General features: G+C 62.9%; 20 protein-coding genes. 11 read left to right on the forward strand and 9 right to left on the reverse strand.

Annotation, left to right across the window (positions count from 1 at the left end; all coding sequences use genetic code 11):
• The first annotated feature begins 13 nt into the window (after window positions 1-13).
• Window positions 14-976 carry a 2-hydroxyacid dehydrogenase gene (locus tag DYZ14_RS05235; protein ID WP_154719713.1) on the forward strand — a complete coding sequence of 321 codons (963 nt, stop codon included), beginning with the start codon at window positions 14-16 and terminating at the stop codon, window positions 974-976.
• A gap of 34 nt (window positions 977-1,010) precedes the next feature.
• Here DYZ14_RS05235 and DYZ14_RS05240 read toward each other — a convergent pair whose 3' ends face one another.
• Window positions 1,011-1,766 (reverse strand): gamma-glutamyl-gamma-aminobutyrate hydrolase family protein, encoded by a 756-nt coding sequence (locus DYZ14_RS05240; protein WP_154719714.1) that lies wholly within the window; start codon window positions 1,764-1,766, stop codon window positions 1,011-1,013.
• A gap of 517 nt (window positions 1,767-2,283) precedes the next feature.
• On the opposite strand from DYZ14_RS05240, the gene DYZ14_RS05245 reads away from it, so the two are divergent.
• Complete coding sequence (locus DYZ14_RS05245) at window positions 2,284-3,390, forward strand: TRAP transporter substrate-binding protein (protein ID WP_154719715.1); 1,107 nt, start codon at window positions 2,284-2,286, stop codon at window positions 3,388-3,390.
• Window positions 3,391-3,623: 233 nt separating this feature from the next.
• On the opposite strand, the gene DYZ14_RS05250 is transcribed toward DYZ14_RS05245, so the two are convergent.
• Together DYZ14_RS05250 and DYZ14_RS05255 are read right to left on the reverse strand one after the other, a co-directional pair.
• Window positions 3,624-5,462: a TRAP transporter large permease gene (locus tag DYZ14_RS05250; protein WP_154719716.1), complete on the reverse strand. Its 1,839-nt coding sequence runs from the start codon at window positions 5,460-5,462 to the stop codon at window positions 3,624-3,626.
• Between the two features lies 1 nt (window position 5,463).
• A complete protein-coding gene (locus DYZ14_RS05255) occupies window positions 5,464-6,015 on the reverse strand; it encodes a TRAP transporter small permease subunit (protein ID WP_154719717.1) in 552 nt (183 codons plus the stop codon).
• A gap of 436 nt (window positions 6,016-6,451) precedes the next feature.
• On the opposite strand from DYZ14_RS05255, the gene DYZ14_RS05260 reads away from it, so the two are divergent.
• The 5 genes from DYZ14_RS05260 (at window position 6,452) to DYZ14_RS05280 (ending at window position 11,265) form a co-directional block, all read left to right on the forward strand.
• Window positions 6,452-8,755, forward strand: a complete 2,304-nt coding sequence (locus tag DYZ14_RS05260) for a putative bifunctional diguanylate cyclase/phosphodiesterase (RefSeq protein ID WP_154719718.1) — start codon at window positions 6,452-6,454, stop codon at window positions 8,753-8,755.
• Window positions 8,756-8,954: 199 nt separating this feature from the next.
• On the forward strand, window positions 8,955-9,716 hold the full coding sequence (locus tag DYZ14_RS05265; RefSeq protein ID WP_115669763.1) for an N-acyl amino acid synthase FeeM domain-containing protein: 762 nt from the start codon (window positions 8,955-8,957) through the stop codon (window positions 9,714-9,716).
• 159 nt (window positions 9,717-9,875) lie between these two features.
• Window positions 9,876-10,100, forward strand: a complete 225-nt coding sequence (locus DYZ14_RS05270; protein ID WP_154719719.1) for an aa3-type cytochrome c oxidase subunit IV — start codon at window positions 9,876-9,878, stop codon at window positions 10,098-10,100.
• 28 nt (window positions 10,101-10,128) lie between these two features.
• Window positions 10,129-10,428: a hypothetical protein gene (locus DYZ14_RS05275; protein WP_154719720.1), complete on the forward strand. Its 300-nt coding sequence runs from the start codon at window positions 10,129-10,131 to the stop codon at window positions 10,426-10,428.
• A gap of 9 nt (window positions 10,429-10,437) precedes the next feature.
• On the forward strand, window positions 10,438-11,265 hold the full coding sequence (locus DYZ14_RS05280) for an NAD(P)(+) transhydrogenase (Re/Si-specific) subunit beta (RefSeq protein ID WP_154719721.1): 828 nt from the start codon (window positions 10,438-10,440) through the stop codon (window positions 11,263-11,265).
• 80 nt (window positions 11,266-11,345) lie between these two features.
• Here DYZ14_RS05280 and DYZ14_RS05285 read toward each other — a convergent pair whose 3' ends face one another.
• Window positions 11,346-12,212, reverse strand: coding sequence for a tetratricopeptide repeat protein (locus DYZ14_RS05285; RefSeq protein WP_154719722.1), 867 nt, complete (start codon window positions 12,210-12,212; stop codon window positions 11,346-11,348).
• Window positions 12,213-12,348: 136 nt separating this feature from the next.
• Window positions 12,349-12,582, reverse strand: coding sequence for a 30S ribosomal protein S21 (gene rpsU, locus DYZ14_RS05290; protein ID WP_115669758.1), 234 nt, complete (start codon window positions 12,580-12,582; stop codon window positions 12,349-12,351).
• Window positions 12,583-12,887: 305 nt separating this feature from the next.
• Here rpsU and DYZ14_RS05295 point away from each other — a divergent pair, with 305 nt between their 5' ends.
• From DYZ14_RS05295 to DYZ14_RS05310, 4 genes are read left to right on the forward strand one after another with little or no spacing between them, the layout of a single operon-like run.
• The gene (locus DYZ14_RS05295; RefSeq protein ID WP_154719723.1) at window positions 12,888-14,141 is read left to right on the forward strand and encodes a sarcosine oxidase subunit beta family protein; all 1,254 of its coding nucleotides are present in this window, start codon (window positions 12,888-12,890) and stop codon (window positions 14,139-14,141) included.
• A 19-nt stretch (window positions 14,142-14,160) separates the two neighbouring features.
• Window positions 14,161-14,481, forward strand: a complete 321-nt coding sequence (locus DYZ14_RS05300) for a sarcosine oxidase subunit delta (protein WP_154719724.1) — start codon at window positions 14,161-14,163, stop codon at window positions 14,479-14,481.
• The gene (locus DYZ14_RS05305; RefSeq protein WP_154719725.1) at window positions 14,478-17,471 is read left to right on the forward strand and encodes a sarcosine oxidase subunit alpha; all 2,994 of its coding nucleotides are present in this window, start codon (window positions 14,478-14,480) and stop codon (window positions 17,469-17,471) included. The genes DYZ14_RS05300 and DYZ14_RS05305 overlap by 4 nt, the downstream gene beginning before the upstream one ends.
• On the forward strand, window positions 17,464-18,018 hold the full coding sequence (locus DYZ14_RS05310) for a sarcosine oxidase subunit gamma (protein WP_154719726.1): 555 nt from the start codon (window positions 17,464-17,466) through the stop codon (window positions 18,016-18,018). The genes DYZ14_RS05305 and DYZ14_RS05310 overlap by 8 nt, the downstream gene beginning before the upstream one ends.
• Before the next feature lie 22 nt (window positions 18,019-18,040).
• On the opposite strand, the gene DYZ14_RS05315 is transcribed toward DYZ14_RS05310, so the two are convergent.
• The 4 genes from DYZ14_RS05315 to DYZ14_RS05330 form a co-directional block, all read right to left on the reverse strand.
• Window positions 18,041-19,096: a DUF2332 domain-containing protein gene (locus DYZ14_RS05315; protein WP_154719727.1), complete on the reverse strand. Its 1,056-nt coding sequence runs from the start codon at window positions 19,094-19,096 to the stop codon at window positions 18,041-18,043.
• Between the two features lie 2 nt (window positions 19,097-19,098).
• A complete protein-coding gene (locus DYZ14_RS05320; RefSeq protein WP_115669753.1) occupies window positions 19,099-19,584 on the reverse strand; it encodes a MaoC family dehydratase in 486 nt (161 codons plus the stop codon).
• A gap of 91 nt (window positions 19,585-19,675) precedes the next feature.
• Complete coding sequence (gene glgX, locus DYZ14_RS05325; protein WP_154719728.1) at window positions 19,676-21,643, reverse strand: glycogen debranching protein GlgX; 1,968 nt, start codon at window positions 21,641-21,643, stop codon at window positions 19,676-19,678.
• A 10-nt stretch (window positions 21,644-21,653) separates the two neighbouring features.
• Window positions 21,654-23,285: an alpha-D-glucose phosphate-specific phosphoglucomutase gene (locus DYZ14_RS05330; protein ID WP_154719729.1), complete on the reverse strand. Its 1,632-nt coding sequence runs from the start codon at window positions 23,283-23,285 to the stop codon at window positions 21,654-21,656.
• Between the last annotated feature and the right edge of the window lie 4 nt (window positions 23,286-23,289).

Below are 23,289 nucleotides of genomic sequence, written 5' to 3' on the forward strand. Positions count from 1 at the left end.
GACAGGAGGCCAAATGCCGAATTCGCGCGCTACCATCCTCGTGCCGGGCCGCATCAACCCGCGCGTCACGGAGAGGCTTTCCGCCCGTTTCGATCTTGTTTGCGTGCCGCATGGCCCGGACCTGGAGGTTTCCGCAGAGGATGCCGAAAGGATACGTGCGATTGCCGTGTCGGGCGCTCTCACCGCGAGCTGGATCACCAGGCTGCCGAACCTCGAAATGATCGCCAGTTTCGGCGTGGGCTATGACGGCGTCGACGTTCGCGCCGCCGCCGCGCGCGGTGTCGTCGTGTCGAACACGCCGGACGTGTTGAACGATGAGGTGGCCGACACCGCGATCGCCTTGTTGCTCAACACCGTTCGGCAACTGCCCCAGGCGGAGACCTGGCTGCGCGAGGGGCGCTGGGCGTCGGAGGGGCCTTTCCCGCTTTCGCCGCTGTCGCTGAAGGGGCGGCATGTCGGCATTCACGGCCTTGGCCGGATCGGTCTGGAGATCGCGCGGCGGCTGGAGCCTTTCAAGGTGAGGATCAGCTATTGCACGCGCCGGCCGCGCCCGGATGTCGGCTACAGCCATTTCCCGACGCTGCTCGGCCTGGCCGAGGCGGTCGATACCTTGATCTCGATTGTGCCCAAGACGCCCGAGACGATCGGGGTGATCGATGCCGAAGTGCTGAGAGCGCTGGGGCCGCGCGGCGTGCTTATCAATGTCGGGCGCGGCACGACCGTCGACGAGCCGGCGCTGATTGCGGCGCTAAAGGCGGGAACGATCGCGGCGGCCGGTCTCGATGTCTTCATGAACGAGCCGCAGGTGCCCAAGGAACTGATCGACCTGCCGAATGTTTCGCTGCTTCCGCATGTCGCCTCGGCGTCGGTTCCGACCCGAAATGCCATGGCGGATCTCGTGGTCGACAACCTGATCGCCTGGTTCGACACGGGCCGGGCTTTGACCCCGGTGCCGGAAACGCCGCAGAAGACCTGAGGCGTACCTTGCCGGGAAGAGGTTCCGGTCCGGGTCAGGCCTTGCTCTTGGCGTAGGCGCGCACGGCGTCGCCGAAGGCCTCGAACAGGGCGCGCGACGGGTTGTCGGTTTCGGCCCAGTATTCCGGATGCCATTGCACGCCGATGGCAAAGCCCTTGGCGTCGATCACCGAGACCGCCTCGATCGTGCCGTCCTCGGCCAGCGCCTCGACCTGGAGGCCCGGCGCGGTTTTCGAGATCGCCTGGCGATGCAGCGAGTTGACCTGGATCGAACCGGCGGTGCCGAGATAGCGGGCGATGCAGGAGCCTTCCGCCACGATCACGTCCTGGCGAATACTGTAGACGACGTCGCGATCATCATGCTGCGGCTTGCGATGATCCCACACGCCTTCCTGTTCCTGGATTTCGCTGGCCAGCGTGCCACCGAGCGCGACGTTCAATTCCTGGATGCCGCGACAGATGGCAAACAGCGGAATGCCGCGTTCGATCGCGCGGCGGATGAGCGGCAGGGTGGTGGCGTCGCGCGCCGGGTCGAAAGGGCCGTCGCTGTCGCGCGCTTCCGCGCCGTAGAGCGCCGGGTGCACATTGGTCGCCGAGCCGGAGACGAGAAGCCCGTCGACCCGGTCCAGAAGCGCGTCGGTCTCGTTTCCATCCTCGAAGGCCGGGATGATGAAGGACATCACGCCGGCGACCTTGAGGGCGGCGCGGACATACTGGTTCTGGGCGGCATGCCAGTGCGTTCCGTCGAATTCGCGAATGTCGGCGGGAATGGCAATGATCGGCTTGGGCATCGGAAACTCCAGAGACAGCCTCTTCGGGCATCAAGCATTTCTTGGATTGAGCCGGGGGGAGAAGTCAATATGTGATCGTGTTCCAGCCGTTGAGGCCTTGCGTGTGCCCGGCTCGATTCTGCAAACCCCATCCAGGGTCCTCCAGCGTGCCAGGTGGGAGGGATCTGGCCGTGTTGCCGGTATATGCTCTTCATTCCACCAGCATTGTGAACGAAAACGCCGCTGCGCAGAGCCTGAAACTGGTCCGCGGAGGGTGTCTGTTCCGGTCGACCGGGCACCGCCTGCTGGGCGGCCTGGCGAGCATGCATCCACGGCGACGCGCAGCGCGAAAAAGCAACGAATACAATCCGGATGATAGGAGCCAAGGCGCAATCGTCCGAATTGTCCATCTAGTCCGAAAGAATATTGCCGCGGCGCTTGAAACGCTTTGGACAAAATGGTTATCTCGCCGGCATTGCCATCGGGAGGGGGCGCAAGGTTTCCACCGTTTGGAGCAACCATGATGGGAGGTCAATTCATGGATCGTCGTTCATTTATCAAGAAAGCGGGTGTCGCCGGTACTGGCGTCGCCGCATCCACCGTGCTGGCAGCGCCTGCCATCGCCCAGGAAAACCCGAAGATCACCTGGCGTCTGACGTCGTCGTTCCCGAAGTCGCTCGACACCATTTACGGTGGCGCTGTCGACATCGCCGAACGCGTTGCTGCGGCAACCGACGGCAATTTCCAGATCCAGGTCTTCGCTGCCGGTGAAATCGTCCCCGGCCTGCAGGCCGTCGATGCCGTTGCCGCCGGCACGGTCGAAGCCGCGCACACCACTTCCTATTATTTCTGGGGCAAGGAACCGACCTTCGCTTTCGGTACCGCCATTCCGTTCGGCCTCAACGCGCGCATGTCCAATGCCTGGTTCAACCAGGGCAACGGCAACACGCTGATGAACGAGTTCTTCGCCACCCAGAACCTCTACGGTCTGCCGGCCGGTAATACCGGCGTTCAGATGGGCGGCTGGTTCCGTAAGGAAATCAACACCGTCGACGACCTCAAGGGTCTGAAGATGCGTATTGCAGGCCTCGCCGGCAAGGTGCTCGAAAAGGTCGGCGTCGTTCCCCAGCAGCTCGCTGGCGGCGACATCTATCCGGCGCTGGAAAAGGGCACGATCGATGCTGCCGAATTCGTCGGTCCCTACGACGACTCCAAGCTCGGCTTCCACAAGGTCGCCAAGTACTACTACTATCCGGGCTTCTGGGAAGCCGGTCCAGTTGTTCACGGCTTCTTCAACCTGGAGAAGTACAACAACCTGCCGAAGCACTACCAGGCGATCATCACCGACGCCTGCGCCTTTGCCAACACCAACATGATGGCAAAGTACGACGCCAAGAACCCGGCGGCGATCAAGCAGCTGGTTTCCGAGGGAACGGTCCTTCGTCCGTTCAGCCAGGAGATCATGGAAGCCTGCTATCAGGCGGCGATCGAGATCTATGCGGAACTGTCGGCCCAGAGCCCGTTCTTCAAGAAGATCTACGACGATCAGCTGGCGTTCAAGAAGGATGCCTATCTCTGGGCCCAGCTCGGCGAGTACACCTTCGACACGTTCATGATGATCCAGCAGCGCGCCGGCAAGCTCTGAGCTTTTCCAGGCCGTAGACCCTATGAGGCTCCGGGTGTCTTGCCCGGAGCCTTTTTCGTGTGCGGTCGGCGGATGCGGGGGCGCCAGGTCTCTCTCTCTCTCTCTCTCTCTCTCTCTCTCTCAGCCCGGCGCGGTCGCTGTCGCGGCAAAACGAAACGCCCCGGACCTGAGATCCGGGGCGTTTCGCATCATGTTCGTTGTTGGTCGGGATCCTGCAGGATCCCGGCTTGTGCTTACCTGATGACCGGCGGTTGGCTGAGGTCGGTTGCCGGGTTGGCAGCCGGCGCTGCCGGAGCAGGCGCGGGCTGTGGTCCGCCGAGGTTGAGCGGCGGCAGGCCCATGGCCGGAGCCTGGGCGCCATTGCCGTTTGCGCCACCCAGAGGCGGCAGGCCGAAGTTCGGCGCGCCGTTGCCGTCCGAACCGAGCGGCGGCAGCGTCATGCCTCCACCCTGGCCGAAGCCGGGAACCTCGATCTGCACGTCGGCCGGGTTGATGGTCGGCGCATCGCCCTTGTAACGCATGACCAGGCCGGGGAAGGCGATGACCACCATGATCGCCAGGAACTGGATGATGATGTAGGGGAACACGCCCTTGTAGATGTCGAGCGTCTTCATGCCGTCCATCGTCTTGCCCGTCACCTTGTCCTTCCACTTTCCTGCCGGCGCGATCGAGCGCAGGTAGAACAGCGAGAAGCCGAAGGGCGGGGTGAGGAACGAGGTCTGCAGGTTGATGCCGAGAATGACGCCGAACCAGACCAGGTCGATACCGAGCTTGTCGGCGACCGGAGCCAGCAGCGGCACCATGATGAAGGCGATCTCGAAGAAGTCGATGAAGCAGCCGAGGATGAAGACGATGATCGTCACGACGATCAGGAAGCCGTACTCGCCGCCCGGAAGCGCCGTCAGCAGTTCCTCGATCCAGACATTGCCGTTGATGCCATAGAAGGTCAGGCCGAAGACGCGGGCGCCGATCAGGATCATCATGACGAAGGCCGAAAGCTTCGTCGTTGCGTCGAGCGCGTGCTTCATGGTCGCCATCGACATGCGGCCCTTCATCGCCGCCATGATGATTGCACCCGCAGCCCCCATTGCACCGCCTTCGGTCGGCGTGGCAATGCCGAGGAAGATGGTGCCGAGCACGAGGAAGATCAGCGCCAGCGGCGGGATCAGGACGATGATGACCTGCTGGGCAAGTCGCGAGATGATGTTCAGGCCAAATTTCTGATTGGCCAGGGCGATCAGGTAGATGCTGAAGACGCCAAAGGCGAGGGCCGAGACGAGGCGCCATTCGGGGCTGGCAATGCCGGTGAACAGCACTTCATGGCCGAGGAAGTAGAGTGCAACGCTGATGACCAGCATGACGAAAAGCGAGGTGACGCCACCGCCGAGGGTACGGGCCTCGAGCGGCAGGGCAGGCGCCCATTGCGGCTTGATCATCGTGATGACGAAAATGTAGAGGCAGTAGGCCGAGATGATCAGGAGCGCCGGATAGAGCGCGCCGACATACATGTCGCCGACCGAGCGGCCGAGCTGGTCGGCCATGACGATCAGCACGAGCGAGGGCGGGACGATCTGCGCGAGCGTGCCCGAGGCGGCAATCGTACCGGCAACCAGGGGCCGGTTGTAGTTGTAGCGCAGCATGATCGGCAGCGAGATCAGGCCCATGGCCATGACCGAGGCGGCAACGACGCCGGTCGTGGCGCCGAGCAGTGCACCGACCAGGATGACCGCATAGGCAAGACCGCCGCGGATCGGGCCGAAGAGCTGACCGATGGTGTCGAGCAGATCTTCCGCCATGCGCGAGCGCTCCAGGATCAAGCCCATCAGCGTGAAGAACGGGATCGATAGCAGCGTGTCATTGTACATGATGCCGTAGATGCGGTCGGGGTGTGACTGCAGCAGAGGCCAGAAAAGTCTGATTTCCGGGGAGATGGCGGAAAGTTCGACACCGAAGGCGAAGTAGATCAGGCCGCCCGCGGCGAGCGTGAATGCCACCGGATAGCCGAGCAAGAGCATCAGCATCACCGTGGTGAACATGATCGGGGCGAGGTTGTGTGCGATGAAATCGATCATGTCAGTGTCCCGTCACTTCGGCGGTGTCTTTTACATCGGCCTTGTCTTCGAGATGGCCGGAAAGGATGGCGGCACGCTTGATGATCTCTGAGATCGCCTGGGCGCTCAGCAGCAGGAAGCCGAAGAAGACGGCGGCCTTGGCAGGCCAGACGATCAACCCGCCGGCGCTGGAGGAGATTTCGCCGATCTTGAAGGAGTTCAGGAACCACGGCCAGGCAAGCCAGGTCATCAGGAAGGTGAAGGGCACGAGGAAGATGATGTGCAGGATCAGGTCGATCCAGTCTCGCGTGCGCTTGCTCCACGAACTCGCGACGATGTCGATGCGGATATGTTCGTTGTTCAAGAGGGTATAGGCGGCGGCGAGCATGAAAACGGTGCCAAAGAGGTACCACTGCAGCTCGAGCCAGGCATTCGACGAGATGTCGAACATCTTGCGGATAACCGCATTGCCGGCGCTGATGATGACGGCGGCGAGGAGCAGCCAGGAAACCCAGCGCCCTATTGCCCCGTTGATCGCATCGATCACCCGGGTGATTGCCAATAACATTTTCATGTTTGTCTCCCCAAATACTAAGGGTCGTCCTTAGAGCATGAAAAGGTGACGTGCAACGGGTGAAGGCTCCGGTTTTCCGGCCTTTTCCGCAATCTGCGCCCTCTCTTCGTCTAGTCTTTCGTCTAATGCCTTCCGTCAATTTTTCACCGATGCGGCGGCGCCCGAAGGGAGGTCCAACGACACTCTGGGGAGCTGTTTCCGATGCCCCATTTCGGGACAGGGCACGACGCGTCGTTTGATCGACCTTAACTCGTTTGCAACGAGCGATTTGCCATCCTGGCGAAAATGCGCAATCTGCAGCAGTGGCCTGGGGACTGCTGTCGCGCGCGGCGCCGTGATCAAACGACGCGTGCGCTCGACTATGGATTTTCCTGTGTTTTTGGCAATCGATTTTTAAATCGTTTTGCATAGGTTGCAGGGACAAGGAGGCCAACGGATGAAGGCTCATGGCACGAAAGCTGTGCCGACGGACGTATACCTGTCCTTCGTCAGCTCGCTGTTCGGCAACCGGCAGACTCTGTTTACCGGCATGCTGGTCCACATCCTGACCTATCTCGTGGTCTATCATAAGACCAAGGATCTGGTCTTCGTCATGCTGGCCATCGCCTTCGTGGTCGTGTTCGCCAACCGCCTCCTCCTCTTCGCTCGCTTCAGCAAGGCCGAGAAGTCGACCTGGTCGCTCGAGGACATCCGGCAATGGGAGGCGCGCTATGTTCTGGGCGGCGCCTCGACCGCCGCCATTCTCGGAATCGGTTGTGGCTATTCCATTCTTGAATTCGAGGACACCTTCGTCGAGCTTGCCTGCGTTTCCGTCACCATGGCTTCGATGGTGTCCGTCGTCGGGCGCAATTATGGTTCTCGGCTGGCCGTCAACCTCCAGAGTCTGGCCTGTTGCGCTCCGATCATCGTCGGCGCCGCCTTTTCCCAGGACCCCTACAAGGTCCTCCTGTCGGTCATGCTCATTCCCTTCGTCCTGACAACCCAGGCGATGGCAAAGGGCGTGCGTGAGTTTCTCTATGAGAACGTCATCGCAGCACGGGAAATCAAGAAGGTCGTCGGCAGCTTCGACACTGCACTCAACAACATGACGCACGGCCTCATCATGCTCGATCCGCACAATCGCATCGAGGTCATCAATCGCAAGGCCTGCGAACTGCTCAATCTCGGCGAGCGGGCGAGGCTGAAGAGTTGTGATCTCGACGTCGTGTTGCGCTACGGCGTGCGCCATACCTTCATCGACGGTTCGATGCCGAGCCTGATCCAGCGTCAGCTCGCCCAATTGATGGACGGCACCATTTCGCGTGCCATCATGCAGTTCTCCGAGGATCTCGTGCTGGAGTTCTCCGCCAGCCGGCGTCCCGAGGGCGGCGTCGTTCTGATCTTCGAGGATGTCACCGCGCGCGTGCGTGCCGATCGCAAAATCCTGCACATGGTGCGGTTCGATTCCATGACCGGACTGCCGCAGCGCAGCTATTTCGCAGAACTCGTCAGGGACCAGATCGCGGCGCGCACCCAGGGGGGCGAGATCGCCTTCATGGTCCTCGACGTCGACGAGTTCAAGCATGTCAACGACATGAAGGGACACGTGACCGGCGACCGGCTGCTTGCAGCGATCGCCAACCGGCTGCTGAAGCTCGCCGCAGGGGAGGCGATCGTCGGCCATCTCGTCGGTGACCAGTTCGTCCTGTTCTTCCCCAATGCCGAGCAGCGTCCCGACCTCGAGCAGCGGATGCGCGCCATCCATGCCGCCATCGCCGGTCAATACGACATCGACGGCACCAGTTTTGCCGTCACCTTCTGCGCCGGCGCGGTCCAGATGGATATTGCCGAACTGCGGATGGAGGAATGGCAGATCAAGGCCGACCTGGCGGTGTTCGAATCGAAGTCGCGCGGCAAGGGAAATTTCACCGCCTTCGCCCAGGAGATGGATGCCCGCTACATTGAGCGCCAGCGACTTAAGACCGACCTCAAGGAAGCGGTCGAGACGGGTGCGCTGCAGGCCGTCTACCAGCCGATGTTCGTGTCGGACGGATCGCGCATCGCCTGCTGCGAGGCGCTGTCGCGCTGGACGCATCCGGACAAGGGCGCAATCCCGCCCAACATCTTCATCCAGATCGCCGAGGAAATGGGGATCGTCGCCGACATCACCCGTTTCATGATCCGCACGGCGTGCCGCGATTGTGCGACCTGGCCGGAGTCGATCGGGGTCTCGGTCAATCTTTCGGTCCAGGACCTGCGTAATGACGACATCGTCAGGACGGTGCTCGATGCGCTCGACGAATCCGGCCTGGCGCCGACGCGTCTGCATCTCGAAGTCACCGAGTCGAGCCTGATCGAGGAACTGGGCGCTGTCCGACTCATCCTCGAGGAGTTGCGCCAGCACGGCATCACCATCGCGATCGACGACTTCGGCACCGGCTTCTCCAGCCTCAGCTATCTCGATTCGCTGCCCGTCGACCAGGTCAAGATCGACCGTTCCTTCGTGCGCAATATCGGAGAGGATGCCAAACGGCTGAAGCTGCTGCGCGGCATCGTCACCCTGTCGCGCCAGCTCGATCTCGGCATCATCGTCGAAGGGGTCGAAACCCAGGAGCAACTCGCACTGTTGGCCAAATACGATCTGGCGGACCTCATCCAGGGCTATGTCTATTCGATGCCGATCGCTTCGGAAGCCGTTGCCGACCTTGCCGAACGGGCCGAAAAGAAGCTGGTTGCGGCCGGCGCCGTCAACGTCGCCTGATATCATTCCAGATCTCGTTTGCGAAATCCCCTGTATTTCAAGGGTGCGCCAAAGGCCGCAACTCCCGGTTAACCATGTTTTCTAAGCATTTGTTAACCTTAACAAACGGTAAATCGTCGCAGTACAAGATTTCGCAAGTGTGCAACCTCTCGTGGTTCGCTAAGGTTGGTTAACAAAACGTAAACCGCGAGGCCACCGAATGAATGCACGCGCCGAGGTGCCCGAAAGCTTTGCTGCGAGACTGATGTCGCTGCTCGACAATATCGAGTATCGACGGATCGAAAGCAGCGAGGACTTTGGCGAGATCGAACGGCTCCGCTACCGTGCCTACAAGGCGGCGGACGTCCTGCCGGTCGGGGCCGCCAGTCTGATCGACGACATCGATTTCGACGATCATGCCTATGTCTTCGGCGTGTACTATTTCGAGGAACTGGTGAGCACGGTGCGGCTGCACTATGTGACGCCGAGTCATCCGGTCGCACAGTCATCGGGTGTGTTCCCGGATGCGATTGACGATTTCCTCGAGGCGGGACTGACCCTCATCGATCCGGCGCGCTTCGCCGTCGAGCCTCAGGTCGCGGCGGAGCTTCCGGTCCTGCCCTATATCACACTCAGGCCGAGCATTGTCGCGGCTGCCTATTTCAAGGCGGACCGGGTTCTGCAGCACGTGCGGCCGCCACATGCGGCATTCTACAAGCGCGTCTTCTATGCCGACACGATCGTCGATCGCAGGATGACGGAGATCTATGGGCTGGAACTGACGCTGCTCGCCACCAACACACACACGACAGGCAGGAAGTTGCTGGAGCGTTATCCGTTCTTCAATTCGGGCGAACACGAGCGGCGCCTGATGTTTGGTCGCGACAGAACGCAGGCGGCGCCGTCGCTTACCGTGCTGCCTTCGGCCCGGCTGGTGTTCGAGGGGCACATTCCGGGTGCCATTGCCGGGGTGCATTATTGAATTATCCAGCATAGGGCGCGGTGACTGATTGCACTCCTTTCAAGCTTTGTGTAAGGCGGAAAAGGGGAGAGGCGTGTTCGACGCAGCAGCCTGCACCTGGTGAAATTCAAGTCGGCGGCCCGCTACCAAGGTGAGGCGGCCGCCCAAGGGAGACAGATCATGAGCGAACACCACGGCGGTCCCGTCGAAACCGGCGCTTCGATGAACTATAACGAGCATGAAAAGACCTACGATCTCTTCGTCGCCGCGACCAAGTACAGCACCGTCTTCCTCGTCGCGCTTTTGATCGCCATGGCCGCCGGCTTCTTCGGCGGCGCCGGCTTCCTCGGCGGCCTGATCGTTCTCGTCGTGCTCACCGCTGCCGGCGTGTTCCTGATGCGTTGATCGGCCGGCGGCAGGGGAAGGCGCAAGCATGTTCACCGCCGCTTCCGATCCCTTTCTGTTTCGGCTCGCCGTTTTCGCGCTGGCGCTCTTCGTCGGCTGGGTTTCCGCATCCCGAACATTGCGCGGCCATCGTCAGGCATTCGTGGTGGTGGCCGGCCTTATTGCCGCGGCGATCTCCAGCGGTGCCATCCTGATCGTCGGCGTGTCTCCGGCTGGCCCGGCTCGCAGCCTGTCATTCGCGGCTCTGCTTCTGGTCTCGGCCGGTGTCGTCGCTGGCCTTTTGATCGCTGCGCGGAGGATTTCGGCCGACAAGCGGCGCGCGGGCTAAAGGGGCATCATGCAGCAACTGGCCGTCATCTGCGATCTCGCTGCTGCCCTCTTCCTCGCCGTCTGCGCCATCAGGGGCGCTGGCGGGCGGCCCTTGCCCGCCCTGGTTCCGTTCTTGGCCCTTGGACTCGGTTCTGCCGCTCTTGCCGCCTTGCTGGCGGCTGAGCCGAGCTTCGGCGGTTCCCTGCTGATCCTGCTGGCGGTCGGGATCGGCTGCACACTGGGTGCGGCCGTGGCGCTTTCCGCCTCTCTTGCGCGTGTTCCGCTGTTCCTGACCGGCCTTTTGATCCTTTACGCGATCGTTGCGATCCTTCTTGCCTTCGCCATCGTCGACCGCGGTTCCCCATTCTGGCAGGCAGGTACGGGAACGGGCGACATCGAGCGGCTGGGCGCGGCCACTGTGGCGATGATCGCCGGCTGCCTGGTGCTGGGCGGCGGGAGCGTGCTTCTTTTTAGACGCGTCCGGGCGGCGAGCGCAGGGGAGTGGTTTGGCGGTCTGCGGCGCCTTCAAGCCGTTTCCACTGCCATGACCCTGTTGCTCGCCGGCGTCTTTCTCGTCACGCACAGCCCGCTGACATTCTGGCTCTGCGCCGTCACGGGCGTCCTGGCGGGGGCATTGCTGGTTCTGCCCATGGGTGCCAAGGCGCGTTGGCCGTTGTCGGTCTTGCTGACCGGACTGTGCGGCCTTTCCACCGCGGCCCTCGGCTTCGCCCTTGCGAGCCTGGTGATGATTACCGCCGGCGGCCTAGTCGCAGCGTCCATGGCTTCGGTGCTTGCCGACCTTGCCCGAGATGCGGGACGGCGACCGCTTTTGATGCTGTTCTACAGGCAAAACTGACGATCACGGGCTGCCAATGAAAAATGCCGGCGCGGAGCCGGCATTTTTTCATTGGCTATCTGTGCACCTCGACGCTCGGATCAGGCGCCGCCGCCGCGGGTGCGGGCGAGGCCCTGCTGGGCCGGCAGATATTTGGGATCAAGGCCGAGGGCGTGCGAGTAAGATTTCGAGGCGCGAGCCTTGTCGCCGCGGCGCTCGTAGATCAGCGCCTGGTTGGCCCAGGATTCGGCGATCTTGCCGTTCAGTTCGATGGCGTGGTTGAAGTCGGCGAAGGCGTTCTCGTCGTCGTTCAGGGCGACATAGGACACGCCGCGACCGTTATACGGCTCGGGCGCGCTCGGCGACAGGGAGATGGCCTTGGAGAAGTCGTCGATCGCCTTGTCGTGCTGACCGCGCAGCTGGTAGATTAGGCCGCGATTGTGATAGGCGCGGCCATCCGTCGTGTCGAGCTGGATGGCGCGGTTGAAGTCGCCGAAGGCTTCGTCGATCCGGCCGGCCTGGCGGTAGATGTTGCCGCGACCGATATAGGCGACATCGTAATTGGCGTTGAGGCGCAGCGCGGCATTGTAGTCCCGGGCCGCCTCGACAGGCTTGCCCATGTTGCGATAGACGAGCGCGCGGTTGGCGTAGGCCTGGTAGAAATTCGGATTGAGCTGCAGGGCGGTATTGAAATCGTCCAGCGCCTTGTTGAACTGCCCGGCACGGCCGTAAGCCGAACCGCGGACATTATAGCCCTCCGGATCGCGCGGATTGGCGGCGATGACCGACGACAGCGACGCGATGTTCTCTTCCGAGCCCTGTTCGCGATCGATGCGGATCGTGTCGGGGCTTTCTATCGTTTGACAACCGGCAAGGCCGATGAGGGCAAAAACCGCGACAATGCCGGCAAGGCGGCGCGTCCCGGCAATGGCAAACTTTGGGGTCTCAGGAAGCGAATGATCGATCATGGCGGGCCAATATGTCCGGCGGGCTGTCCGCCGCCGAGGAGCCGAACGGCAGCGCTTTTGGTAAAAAGGAAAAGAGCGGTGGCGAAACGATCGCCCCCGCCCTTAGAACATCGGAAAACGTCGAAAAAACGACAGATCAGCGAGCGGCGCGTGCCGGGGGCGCAGCAATCAGACCTTCGCGCTGCATGCGCTTGCGAGCCAGCTTGCGAACGCGGCGAACCGCTTCGGCCTTTTCGCGTGCGCGCTTCTGCGAGGGCTTCTCGTAATAGTCACGCATCTTCATTTCGCGGAAGATACCTTCGCGCTGCATCTTCTTCTTGAGAGCGCGAAGCGCCTGATCAACGTTGTTGTCGCGGACTAGTACCTGCACGTTTATCCCGTTCCTTTGGTTTCGAGTGGTCGTTGCGCCAAAGTCAGGTCATCGGCACAACGAAGAACTATCCTTTTCGCCCGGCTGCAAGCCCGGCGATTAGCGAGGCCAATTAGCAGAACATCGGGCCCAAGTCCAGATGGTGCGGGCGTTTTCGCAAGGGCAAAAAAGCGCGCCGGACAAGGGCTGGCCAAAGCGTGTCGAAAGAGGCATGTCGCAACGTCGCAAAAGGGCGGTCATGACGCATATGGATTTGTCAGTTTCTCAGCCTACCCCATTGCCTGAACTATAGGAGTTTGAGGCGAATGCGCAAATATTCGGTTTTTGCCGTGGCCCGCGAGGCGCTCAGAGCTCACAAGGGCTGGGAAGCCCAGTGGGTCTCTCCCGAGCCGCTTCAGGCTTATGACGTCATCATCATCGGCGGCGGCGGCCATGGCCTCGGCGCGGCCTATTACCTCGCCAAGGAACATGGAATCACCAATGTGGCGGTGATCGAGAAGGGGTGGATCGGCGGCGGCAATACGGGTCGCAACACCACCATCATTCGGTCCAACTATCTCTATGAAGAGAGCATGGACATCTACGAGCATTCCCTGAAGCTGTGGGAAGGCTTGAGCCAGGATCTCAACTACAATGTCATGTACTCGCCACGCGGCGTGATGATGCTGTCGCACAATGTGCATGACCAGCAGTCGTTCAAGCGCCACATCAATGCCAACAATCTCTACGGCATCGACAATGAGTGGCTGACGCCGGAGCAGGCGAGGGCTTATTGCCCGCCGCTCGATATTTCCAAGACCGCCCGCTACCCGATCAACGGTGCAGCGCTTCAACGGCGTGGCGGTACGGCGCGTCACGACGCCGTGGCCTGGGGCTTTGCCCGTGCGGCTTCCGATCGCGGCGTCCACATCATCCAGAACACCGAGGTCACCGGCATCCGCCGGGGAGCGAACGGTGAGGTCACGGGCGTCGAGACGTCGCGCGGCTTCATCGGCGCGAAGAAGATCGGTGTGTCGGCTGCCGGGCATTCCTCGGTCGTCATGGGCATGGCGGGCGTACGCCTGCCGGTCCACTCGACCCCGCTGCAGGCTCTCGTGTCCGAACCGATGAAGCCGATCTTTCCCTGCGTCGTCATGTCGAACACGGTGCATGCCTATATCTCGCAGTCGGACAAGGGCGAGTTCGTCATCGGCGCGGGCACGGATCAGTACAATTCCTATTCGCAGACCGGCGGGCTGCAGATCATCACGCATACGCTCGATGCCATCTGCGAACTGTTCCCGATGTTCCGACGCGTCAAGATGATGCGCCAATGGGGCGGGATTACCGACAATACGGCGGACCGTTCGCCGATCCAGGGCGTGACGCCGGTGCCCAACCTGTTCGTCAACGCCGGCTGGGGAACCGGCGGCTTCAAGGCGACGCCGGGCTCGGCCAACCTCTTCGCCCATCTGATCGCCAGGGGCGAGCCGCACCGCCTGGCGGCAGGCCTCACCCTCGACCGCTTCCGCACCGGACGCCTGATCGACGAGGCGGCCGCTGCCGCCGTGGCGCACTGATCCTCAAAGGACATTCATCATGCTGCTGATCAAATGCCCCTATTGCGAGGAAGAGCGCTCCGAGCTCGAATTCCGCGCCGCCGGCGAGGCGCATATCGCCCGCCCGGCGAACATCGCCGACATCACGGATGAAGAATTCGCGGAATATTTCTTCCTGCGTGACAATCCGAAGGGTCTCATCTTCGAACGCTGGCGCCATATGAGCGGGTGCGGCCGCTTCTTCAATGCCGTGCGCGACAGCGTGAGCGACAAGATCCACCTGACCTACAAGGCCGGAGAGCCGAAGGCCGACGTTTCAGCCTTCCTCCCGAACGCAGTCGAGAAGGGAGCGTCGAGATGAGCGGCGCCAATCGTATTGCCGGCAAGGGCCGCCTGACGCCGGCCCGTACCGCCCGTTTCACCGTCGACGGCAAGAGCCTGACGGCCTATGAGGGCGACACCGTCGCCTCGGCCATGCTGGCGAGCGGCATGCACCTCGTCGGCCGCTCATTCAAGTATCACCGCCCGCGCGGTATCCTGACCGCCGGTCCGGAAGAGCCGAATGCGCTGCTCGACGTCTCGCGCGACGCCGCCCGCCGCCAGCCGAACGTGCGCGCCACCGTGCAGGAAGTGTTCGACGGCATGAAGGTCGAGACGCAGAACCGCTGGCCGTCGCTGTCCTTCGACATCGGCGAGGTCAACGACTTCTTCTCGCCCTTCTTCGCCGCCGGCTTCTACTACAAGACCTTCATGTGGCCGAAGAGCTTCTGGCACTCGGTCTACGAACCCTTCATCCGCCGCGCCGCCGGCCTCGGCGTGGCTCCGAAGGAAGAGGATCCGGACCACTATTCCAGCCGCTATGCCCATTGCGACGTTCTGGTCGTCGGTGGCGGTGCAGCCGGCCTTTCTGCGGCGCTGGCCGCAGCCGAGACCGGTGCCGAGGTCATCCTGTGCGACGAACAGCCGGAACTGGGCGGTGCCTTCCACTACGATACCGGCGCGACCGTCGACGGCCAGAACGGCTATGACTGGGCGCAGTCGACCGCCGCCCGGCTGGCTGCTATGCCGAACGTGCGCTTCCTCTCCCGCACCACGGCCTTCGGCTACTATAACCACAACTTCGTGGCACTTGCCGAGCGCGTCACCGACCATCTCGCCAAGCCGGCCAAGAGCCTGCCGCGCGAGCGGCTGTGGCAGGTCCGCACTAGGAAGGTCGTGCTCGCCACCGGCTCGATCGAGCGCCACATGGTGTTCGCCAACAACGACCGGCCCGGCATCATGCTGGCATCGGCGGCACGCACCTATCTCAACCATTTCGGCGTCGCCGTCGGCGCCAAGGTCGGCATCTACACCGCCCATGATTCAGCCTACGAGGCAGCCTTCGACCTGAAGCGCGCCGGCATCACCATTCCGGCGATCGTCGACTGCCGCGAAAAGCCCGGCGAGGCGGTGCTGGCTCAGGCCCGCTCCCTCGGCATTGAGGTGCTTGTCGGCCATTCCGTCACCGATACGGTGGGTCGCTTGCGTATCCGCTCGATGACGGTCAAGCGCAACGGCAGCGGCAGCGCCCGCAAGATCGAGGTCGACGCGCTGATTGTGTCGGCCGGCTGGACGCCGTCTGTTCACCTGTTCTCGCAATCGCGCGGCAAATTGAAGTTCGACGTCGCCAACGACCGGTTCCTGCCGGATGTCTATGCGCAGGACAGCATCTGTGTAGGCACCTGCAACGGCACCGACGACCTGCAAGCGATCATCGACGAGGCATCGGCCGCCGGTGCAAGGATGGCGAAGGAAGCCGGCGCCACCGGATCTGCTTCGTCGGCGCCCACGGGCGTCAATGCCTTCGGCTGGACCGGCGGCATGATCGGTGCGGCCGAGGGGGCAGGGCGCGACACCAGCGTCAAGGCCTTCATCGACTTCCAGCACGACGTCTGCGCCAAGGACATCCGTCTGGCTGTGCGCGAGGGCATGCACTCGATCGAGCATATCAAGCGCTTCACCACCAATGGCATGGCCTCCGACCAGGGCAAGCTGTCCAACATGCACGGACTGGCGATCGCCGCGGAGATGCTGGGCAAGGAGATCCCCAAGGTGGGTCTCACCACCTTCCGCGCGCCCTATACGCCCGTTACCTTCGGCACGCTGATCAACCACTCGCGCGGCGAGCTGTTTGATCCGACCCGCAAGACCCCGATGCATGCCTGTGAGGCGTCACTTGGCGCTGAGTTCGAGGATGTCGGCAACTGGAAGCGCGCCTGGTACTATCCGCGTCCCGGCGAGGACATGCACGGGGCCGTCAACCGCGAATGCAGGACGGTCCGCGAGGCGGCCGGCGTGTTCAACGCCTCGACGCTCGGCAAGGTCGAGGTGGTCGGTCCCGACGCTGCCGAGTTCCTGAACCTGATGTACACCAATGCCTGGGACACGCTGAAGCCCGGCAAATGCCGCTACGGCATCATGACCCGCGACGACGGTTTCGTCTATGACGATGGCGTCGTCGGTCGCCTGGCCGAGGATCGCTTCCATGTGACGACGACGACGGGCGGTGCGCCGCGCGTGCTCAATCACATGGAAGACTACCTGCAGACCGAATTCCCGCATCTCAAGGTGTGGCTCACCTCGACCAGCGAGCAGTGGGCGGTCATCGCCGTCCAGGGGCCGAAGGCCCGCGACATCATCGCGCCTTTCGTCGAGGGCATCGACATCTCGAACGAGGCCTTCCCGCACATGAGCGTGGCCGAAGGCAAGTTCTCCGGCGTGCCGACCCGGCTGTTCCGCGTGTCGTTCACCGGCGAGCTCGGCTTCGAGGTCAACGTGCCGGCCGATTTCGGCGCGGATGTCTTCCAGAAGATCTGGGAACGGGCCGAGAGCCTCGGCGCCTGCCTCTACGGCACCGAGACCATGCACGTGCTGCGCGCCGAGAAGGGCTACATCATCGTCGGCCAGGACACCGACGGCACCCTGACGCCGGACGATGCCGGCTACGGCTGGGCTGTGTCGAAGAAGAAGAAGGACTTCGTCGGCATCCGCGGCCTGAAGCGTCCGGACCTGGTCAAGGAAGGGCGCAAGCAGCTTGTCGGCCTGCTGACCAAGAACCCGAACGAGGTTCTGGAGGAGGGCGGCCAGATCGTCGCCGATCCGAACCAGCCGAAGCCGATGACCATGCTCGGTCACGTCACCTCGTCCTACTGGTCGGAAAATCTCGGCCGGTCGATCGCGATCGCCACGCTGTTCGGCGGGCGGGCGCGTATCGGCGAAACGCTCTACCTGCCGATGAAGGACAAGACCATCGCGGTCGAGGTGACCGACACCGTATTCTTTGACAAGGAAGGGGGCCGCATCCATGGCTGATGCTTTCGTCGCTGAACGCAAGACCGTGCTGGCCCGCGCCCATGGCGGCTCGCCCTCTGTGCGACTGAGGCCCGCAGAACCCGCGATGCGTGTATCGCTGCGGGCCAGGGCGGAAGACGTCGCAGCCCTTTCCAAGGCGCTCGGGGTCAAGCTGCCGGTCAAGCCCAAGGGCTCGGCCAGCACCAAGGGCCGCATGGCATTCTGGCTCGGCCCGGACGAATGGCTGCTGATCGATGACAAGGGCGGCGATCTGATGGCCGACTGCGCCGCGTCCGGCGTGGTTCACTCGGCGACCGACGTCTCGCATCGCAATACCGCGATCATCGTTTCGGGGCCGGGTGCCGCCAATGCGATCAATGCCGGCTGCCCGTTGAACCTGTCGTTGAAGACCTTCCCGGTCGGCGCCGTCACCCGCTCGGTGTTCGGCAAGATCGAGGTCGTCCTTTATCGCATCGACGAAGAGACCTTCCGCCTCGAATGCTGGCGTTCCTTTGCCGAATACGCCTTCGGTCTGCTCAACGAGGCAGCGGAAGACGCGTCCGCCTGATTGTCTCAGGGCTTTCCGAAGGTCAGGCTGCCGGCCAGCCTTTCCATTGGACCCATCGACCATGGAAATCGGCGCGGCCGATCTCATACCGTTCGCCGGTCGGCCAGAGCTGGAGCGTGACCGAAGCGCCGTCCGGCTTGCCGTCCGCTTCCATCTGTAGGCGGGCGAGCGGGGCGTCGATGGTGGCGCGGGCGCCCGCCTTGCCGATCAGTGCTTCGCCCCTGGCCTTCAATGTCTCCGGAAAATACTGCCAGGCGATCGAGTGGTAGATCACATGGACGTTGCCTGGATACGGGCGTGCCAGACGGTCCGCGAGCCAGTCGATCGCGTCGGCCTTCTCAACCCGCATGTCATGCGCGGCCGCCAGGCCGAGCGCCAGTCGGGTCCGCTCCAGCCTGTCGGACTGATCGGCCCAGATGTAGGATAGAAGCCGCTCCTGGTCTTCGACAGAACGGGGATCAAGCGGGTTGAGATCACAGCCGGCCCGTTCGGCCACGGTGAGTGCGACCGATGGCGGCGGAGGACCGGACCAATCGGGCGCCAGTGTGACCGGTGCCCCCATGCCCCAGCCAAACTCGCCCAGCCGGTAGGCATAGCGATCCCATTGCAGATTGAGCCCGGCGCTCGCCCCGACCTCGGAGAGGATGAGGGGCTTTGCGAATTTCTCGCCGATCGTCAGGAAGCCCGGCAATAGCGCGGCGGAACGGCGGACCTCATTTGTCTGCGGCGCCGAGCGCAAGCGATCGCGAAGGAAAGGTTCGTCGCGTTCCAGCGCCGACTCGACCGCGCGCCACAGGTCCTCATCCCCGACCTCATGCGGCGGATAAGTCTTGGCAAGGACGGGGTCCGATCCAGAGCGCACAAGCGCATGAAGCGCCCCCGCAAGCCTGAGCGGAACACTGCCGGCCGCCGTTGCCGGATCGCCTTGCCAGCCGAGGACATGCCGACCGATGGCGGTCGTCTCGTCGAGGCGCCCGGCAGCCAGTCGGCAGAGACGGGCGGTGAAGGGAGAGCCGAGCTCATCGCAGGCTCTGGCCTGATGCAGGAAGGCCTCGCGGACGATGCCGGCCTTGTCCATGGTCACACGCCCTCTGGGCGGTCCTTCGGATCGAACTGGATGATGGTCATCCAGGTGGCGGTAAGCGCCGGCTTGCGTTCGCCCTCGATCTCGATGGTGACGTCATACGAGGTCATCATCATGCCCGCGCCGCGGAAACGCGCCTCGGACAGCACGAAATGCCCGCGAATGCGCTTGCCGCATTTGACCGGCGTCATGAAGCGGACCTTGTCGAAGCCGTAATTGATGCCCATGGTCTGTTCACGGATCTTCGGCAGGCAATCATAGTTCATCGTCGACAGCAGCGACAGCGTCAGGAAGCCATGGGCAATCGTTCCGCCGAATGGTGTTTCGGCAGCGCGCGCCGGATCGACATGGATGAACTGGTGATCGTCGGTCGCACCGGCAAAGGCGTCGATCATCGCCTGATCGACGGTGATCCACTTGGACACACCAATCTCCTCGCCGATCAGCGCCGAGACATCGGCCAGGGAAATCTCACGGGGCATGGAACCTCACCAATGGTTGCAGTCAGTGAATTCTTACAGGGGCTTGTCCGAACAGGGAATAGCGCGCCTGTGCGCAAGGAAAATGAAAAAATCAGTGTTCGATGTAAAAGGTGACGGAACGGGCACCGAGGCGGATTGGCTCGACGGGTTTGTTGGCGGGCAAGTGGTGCCAAATGCGTTTATCGCTTTGGGGTAGATGGAAGTCCAGTGTCGAATGGGAGCGGTTGAAAAGGACGGCGAGGCGCAGTTCGGTCTTCAGTTCGTAGTCGATCGTCCGCAGGATCATGGTGAGGCCCTGGGCCTCGCCGTTTTCCCAATCCGCGACGATCATGGGCGTGCCGCCCGGCGACAGCCATTCCACCGCGCCGTGATTGGCGAAGAAATGCGTCTCGGCAAAGACCGAGAAACGCTTGCGCAGCGTCGAAAGCTGCGAGACGTGATCGATCATGTCCTGGTCTGCCGCAGGCCAGTCGAGCCAGGTCAGCTCATTGTCCTGGCAATAGGCATTGTTGTTGCCGTGCTGGGTCCGGCCGAACTCGTCGCCGGCGGTCAGCATGATCGCGCCTCGGGTAGCAAACAGGGTGGAGAGAAGTGCGGCGACGTCGCGGCGACGGTCGGCGAGCACTGCGGGATTGGCCGTTTCGCCCTCCACCCCGTTGTTCCACGAGAAGTTCTCGTCATGGCCGTCGCGGTTGTGTTCGCCGTTCCGGCCATTGCGCTTGTGGCTGTGCGAGACCAGATCGAACAGGGTGAAGCCGTCATGGGCAGCAATGAAATTGACACTGCGGGTCTCGGCACCGCCGTTGCGCGAAAAGCTATCCGAAGATCCGGCAAGGGCCGTGGCAAGCGGACCGGCCATGTGGCCGTCGCCGCGCCAGTAGCGGCGGATATCGTCGCGCGCCCGATCGTTCCATTCGAGGAAGCCGTCGGGAAAATTGCCCAACTGGTAACCGCCCGGACCGATGTCCCAGGGCTCGGCGATCATCACCCGGTCCTCCAGCACCTCGTCGCTAAGAATAGCGTGCAGCGTGCGGGATGTGTGATGGAAGCCATGAGCGGTGCGGCCGAGGATGGGGGCGAGGTCGAACCGGAAGCCGTCGACGCCGGCGTGGATCACGAAATGGCGAAGGCTGTCGACGATCAGGCGGCGGACATAGGGATGGTCACAGGAAAGCGTGTTGCCGCAGCCGGTGTCGTTGACCAGTACGCCGGGATTGTCGGGCAGGTGGCGATAGCAGCACAGGTTGTCGAGGCCGCGCAAGGACAGCGTCGTGCCGAGCCTGTCGCTCTCGCCGGTGTGGTTGAACACCAGGTCAAGGATGACGCCGATGCCGGCCTCATGCAGCGTCTGCACGGTCTCGCGCATTTCCGTCATGCCGCCCGGTACGGTGCGCGGGTCAAGCGCCATCAGCGCGATCGGATTATAACCCCAGGCATTGGTCAGCCCGAGCGGCGGCAGATGACGCTCATCGATCCAGGCGACAATCGGCATCAGTTCGATCGCGTCGACGCCGAGCTTTCTCAGGTGGGCGATGACAGCAGGATGCGCAAGCGCGGCAACAGTCCCGCGCTGTTCCGGCGGGACATCGGGATGCCGCATGGTGAAGGCCTTGACCGCCAGTTCATAGATGAAACCACCCTTCGGTAGAAGCGGACGGAGCGGCTTGGCCAGCGGATCGTCGGTGACGATGGCCTTGGGGACCAACGCGGCTGTCTCCGCGCCGAACACCGAGAGGCGTGGATCGTGGGCGAAGGGGCGGTCGAGCTCCTTCGCATAGGGATCGACCAAAAGCTTGGATGGATCGAACCAGAAACCATGATCCGGCGCGTAGCGCCCATGGGCGCGATAGCCATAGCGGCCTCCCTTGACGATGCCGTCGACATGCAGGCGGTGGACATCGTCCGTCCCACGCACCATCGGCAGACGGCGCAGTTCGGCACGGCCCGAATCGTCGAACAGGCAAAGCTCGATGCGCTCGGCATGATGCGACCAGACGGCAAAATCGGCGCCGCGATCGGTCAGCACGACGCCGCCCTGTCTGGTCTCGATGGAAATCATGGGCGGCCGATCAGGTAATCACGCTCGGCGCATCGCGGCCGGTGCGGGTGCGGATGTCGGCGAGGCTTTCGGCCGCGGCGATCAGGTCGGCAAGGGCGGTCTGCGTTTCGAGATCGTGGCGGCTGGCATCGGGCTCGTAACGCTCGATATAGACGCGCAACGTTGCGCCGGACGTGCCGGTGCCGGAAAGGCGGAAGACGACGCGCGATCCGCCTTCGAAAAGGACACGGACCCCCTGGTTGTTGCTGACCGACTGGTCGACCGGATCGAGATAGGAAAAATCGTCGGCTTGTGCCACGACGAGATCGCCGATCTTGGTGCCCGGAAGCGTGGCGAGCTTTGCGCGCAATGCGGCCACAAGCCCGTTCGCCGCGTCAGTGTCCACTTCCTCGTAGTCGTGGCGCGAACAATAGTTGCGGCCATAGGTCGCCCAGTGCTGGGTGACGATGTCACGAACGCTCTCGCCGCGCACGGCAAGAATGTTGAGCCACAGCAGGACGGCCCAGAGCCCGTCCTTTTCCCGCACGTGGTTCGAGCCGGTACCGGCGGATTCTTCGCCGCAGATCGTCACCTTGCCGGCATCGAGCAGATTGCCGAAGAATTTCCAGCCGGTCGGCGTCTCGTACATGCCGATCCCGAGCTTTTCGGCCACCCGGTCGGCGGCGGTACTGGTCGGCATGGAGCGGGCGATGCCGGCAATGCCCTTGTTGTAGCCGGGGGCCAGATGGGCATTGGCGGCGAGAATGGCCAGGCTGTCGGAGGGGGTGACGAAGATGCCCTTGCCGATCACCAGATTGCGGTCGCCGTCGCCATCGGAGGCTGCGCCGAAATCGGGGGCATGATCGCCCGACATCATCTCGTCGTAGAGTTCCTTGGCATGCACCAGGTTCGGGTCGGGGTGGTGGCCGCCGAAGTCGGGCAGGGGGATGAAGTTGCGGACCGTGCCGGCCGGCGCGCCCAGGCGGCCCTCGATGATCTCCCTGGCATAGGGGCCGGTCACGGCGCTCATCGCGTCGAACACCATGCGGAAGCCGAGACCGAACAGGTTGCGGATGGCGCCGAAGTCGAACAGCTCCTCCATCAGCGCGGCATAGTCGGCGACGGGGTCGATGACCTCGACCGTCATGCCTTCAATCTCGGTGCTGCCGATCGTGTCGAGATCGACATCGGCCGCGTCGACGATCCTGTAGCTTTCTATCACCCGGGAGCGTTCGAAGATCGCGTCGGTGATCCTTTCCGGCGCCGGACCGCCATTGCCGGTATTGTACTTTATGCCAAAATCCTCGGTCGGGCCGCCAGGATTGTGGCTGGCCGAAAGGATGATGCCGCCGAAGGCCTTGTACTTGCGGATGACGTGCGAGGCGGCAGGGGTCGAGAGTATGCCGCCCTGGCCGACCAGCACCTTGCCGAAGCCGTTGGCGGCTGCCATTCTGATCGCCTTCTGGATCACTTCGCGATTGTAGTAGCGGCCGTCGCCGCCGATCACCAGCGTCTGGCCAGAGAAGTTCTCGAGACTGTCGAAGATCGACTGGATGAAGTTTTCCGCATAGTTCGGCTGCTGGAAGACCGGAACCTTCTTGCGCAGGCCGGAGGTGCCCGGCTTCTGGTCCGCAAACGGCGTGGTGGCGACGGTCGAGATCATGGAC

The organism is Ciceribacter sp. T2.26MG-112.2 (assembly GCF_900492205.1).
Taxonomy (GTDB): Bacteria; Pseudomonadota; Alphaproteobacteria; order Rhizobiales; family Rhizobiaceae; genus Allorhizobium; species Allorhizobium naphthalenivorans_A.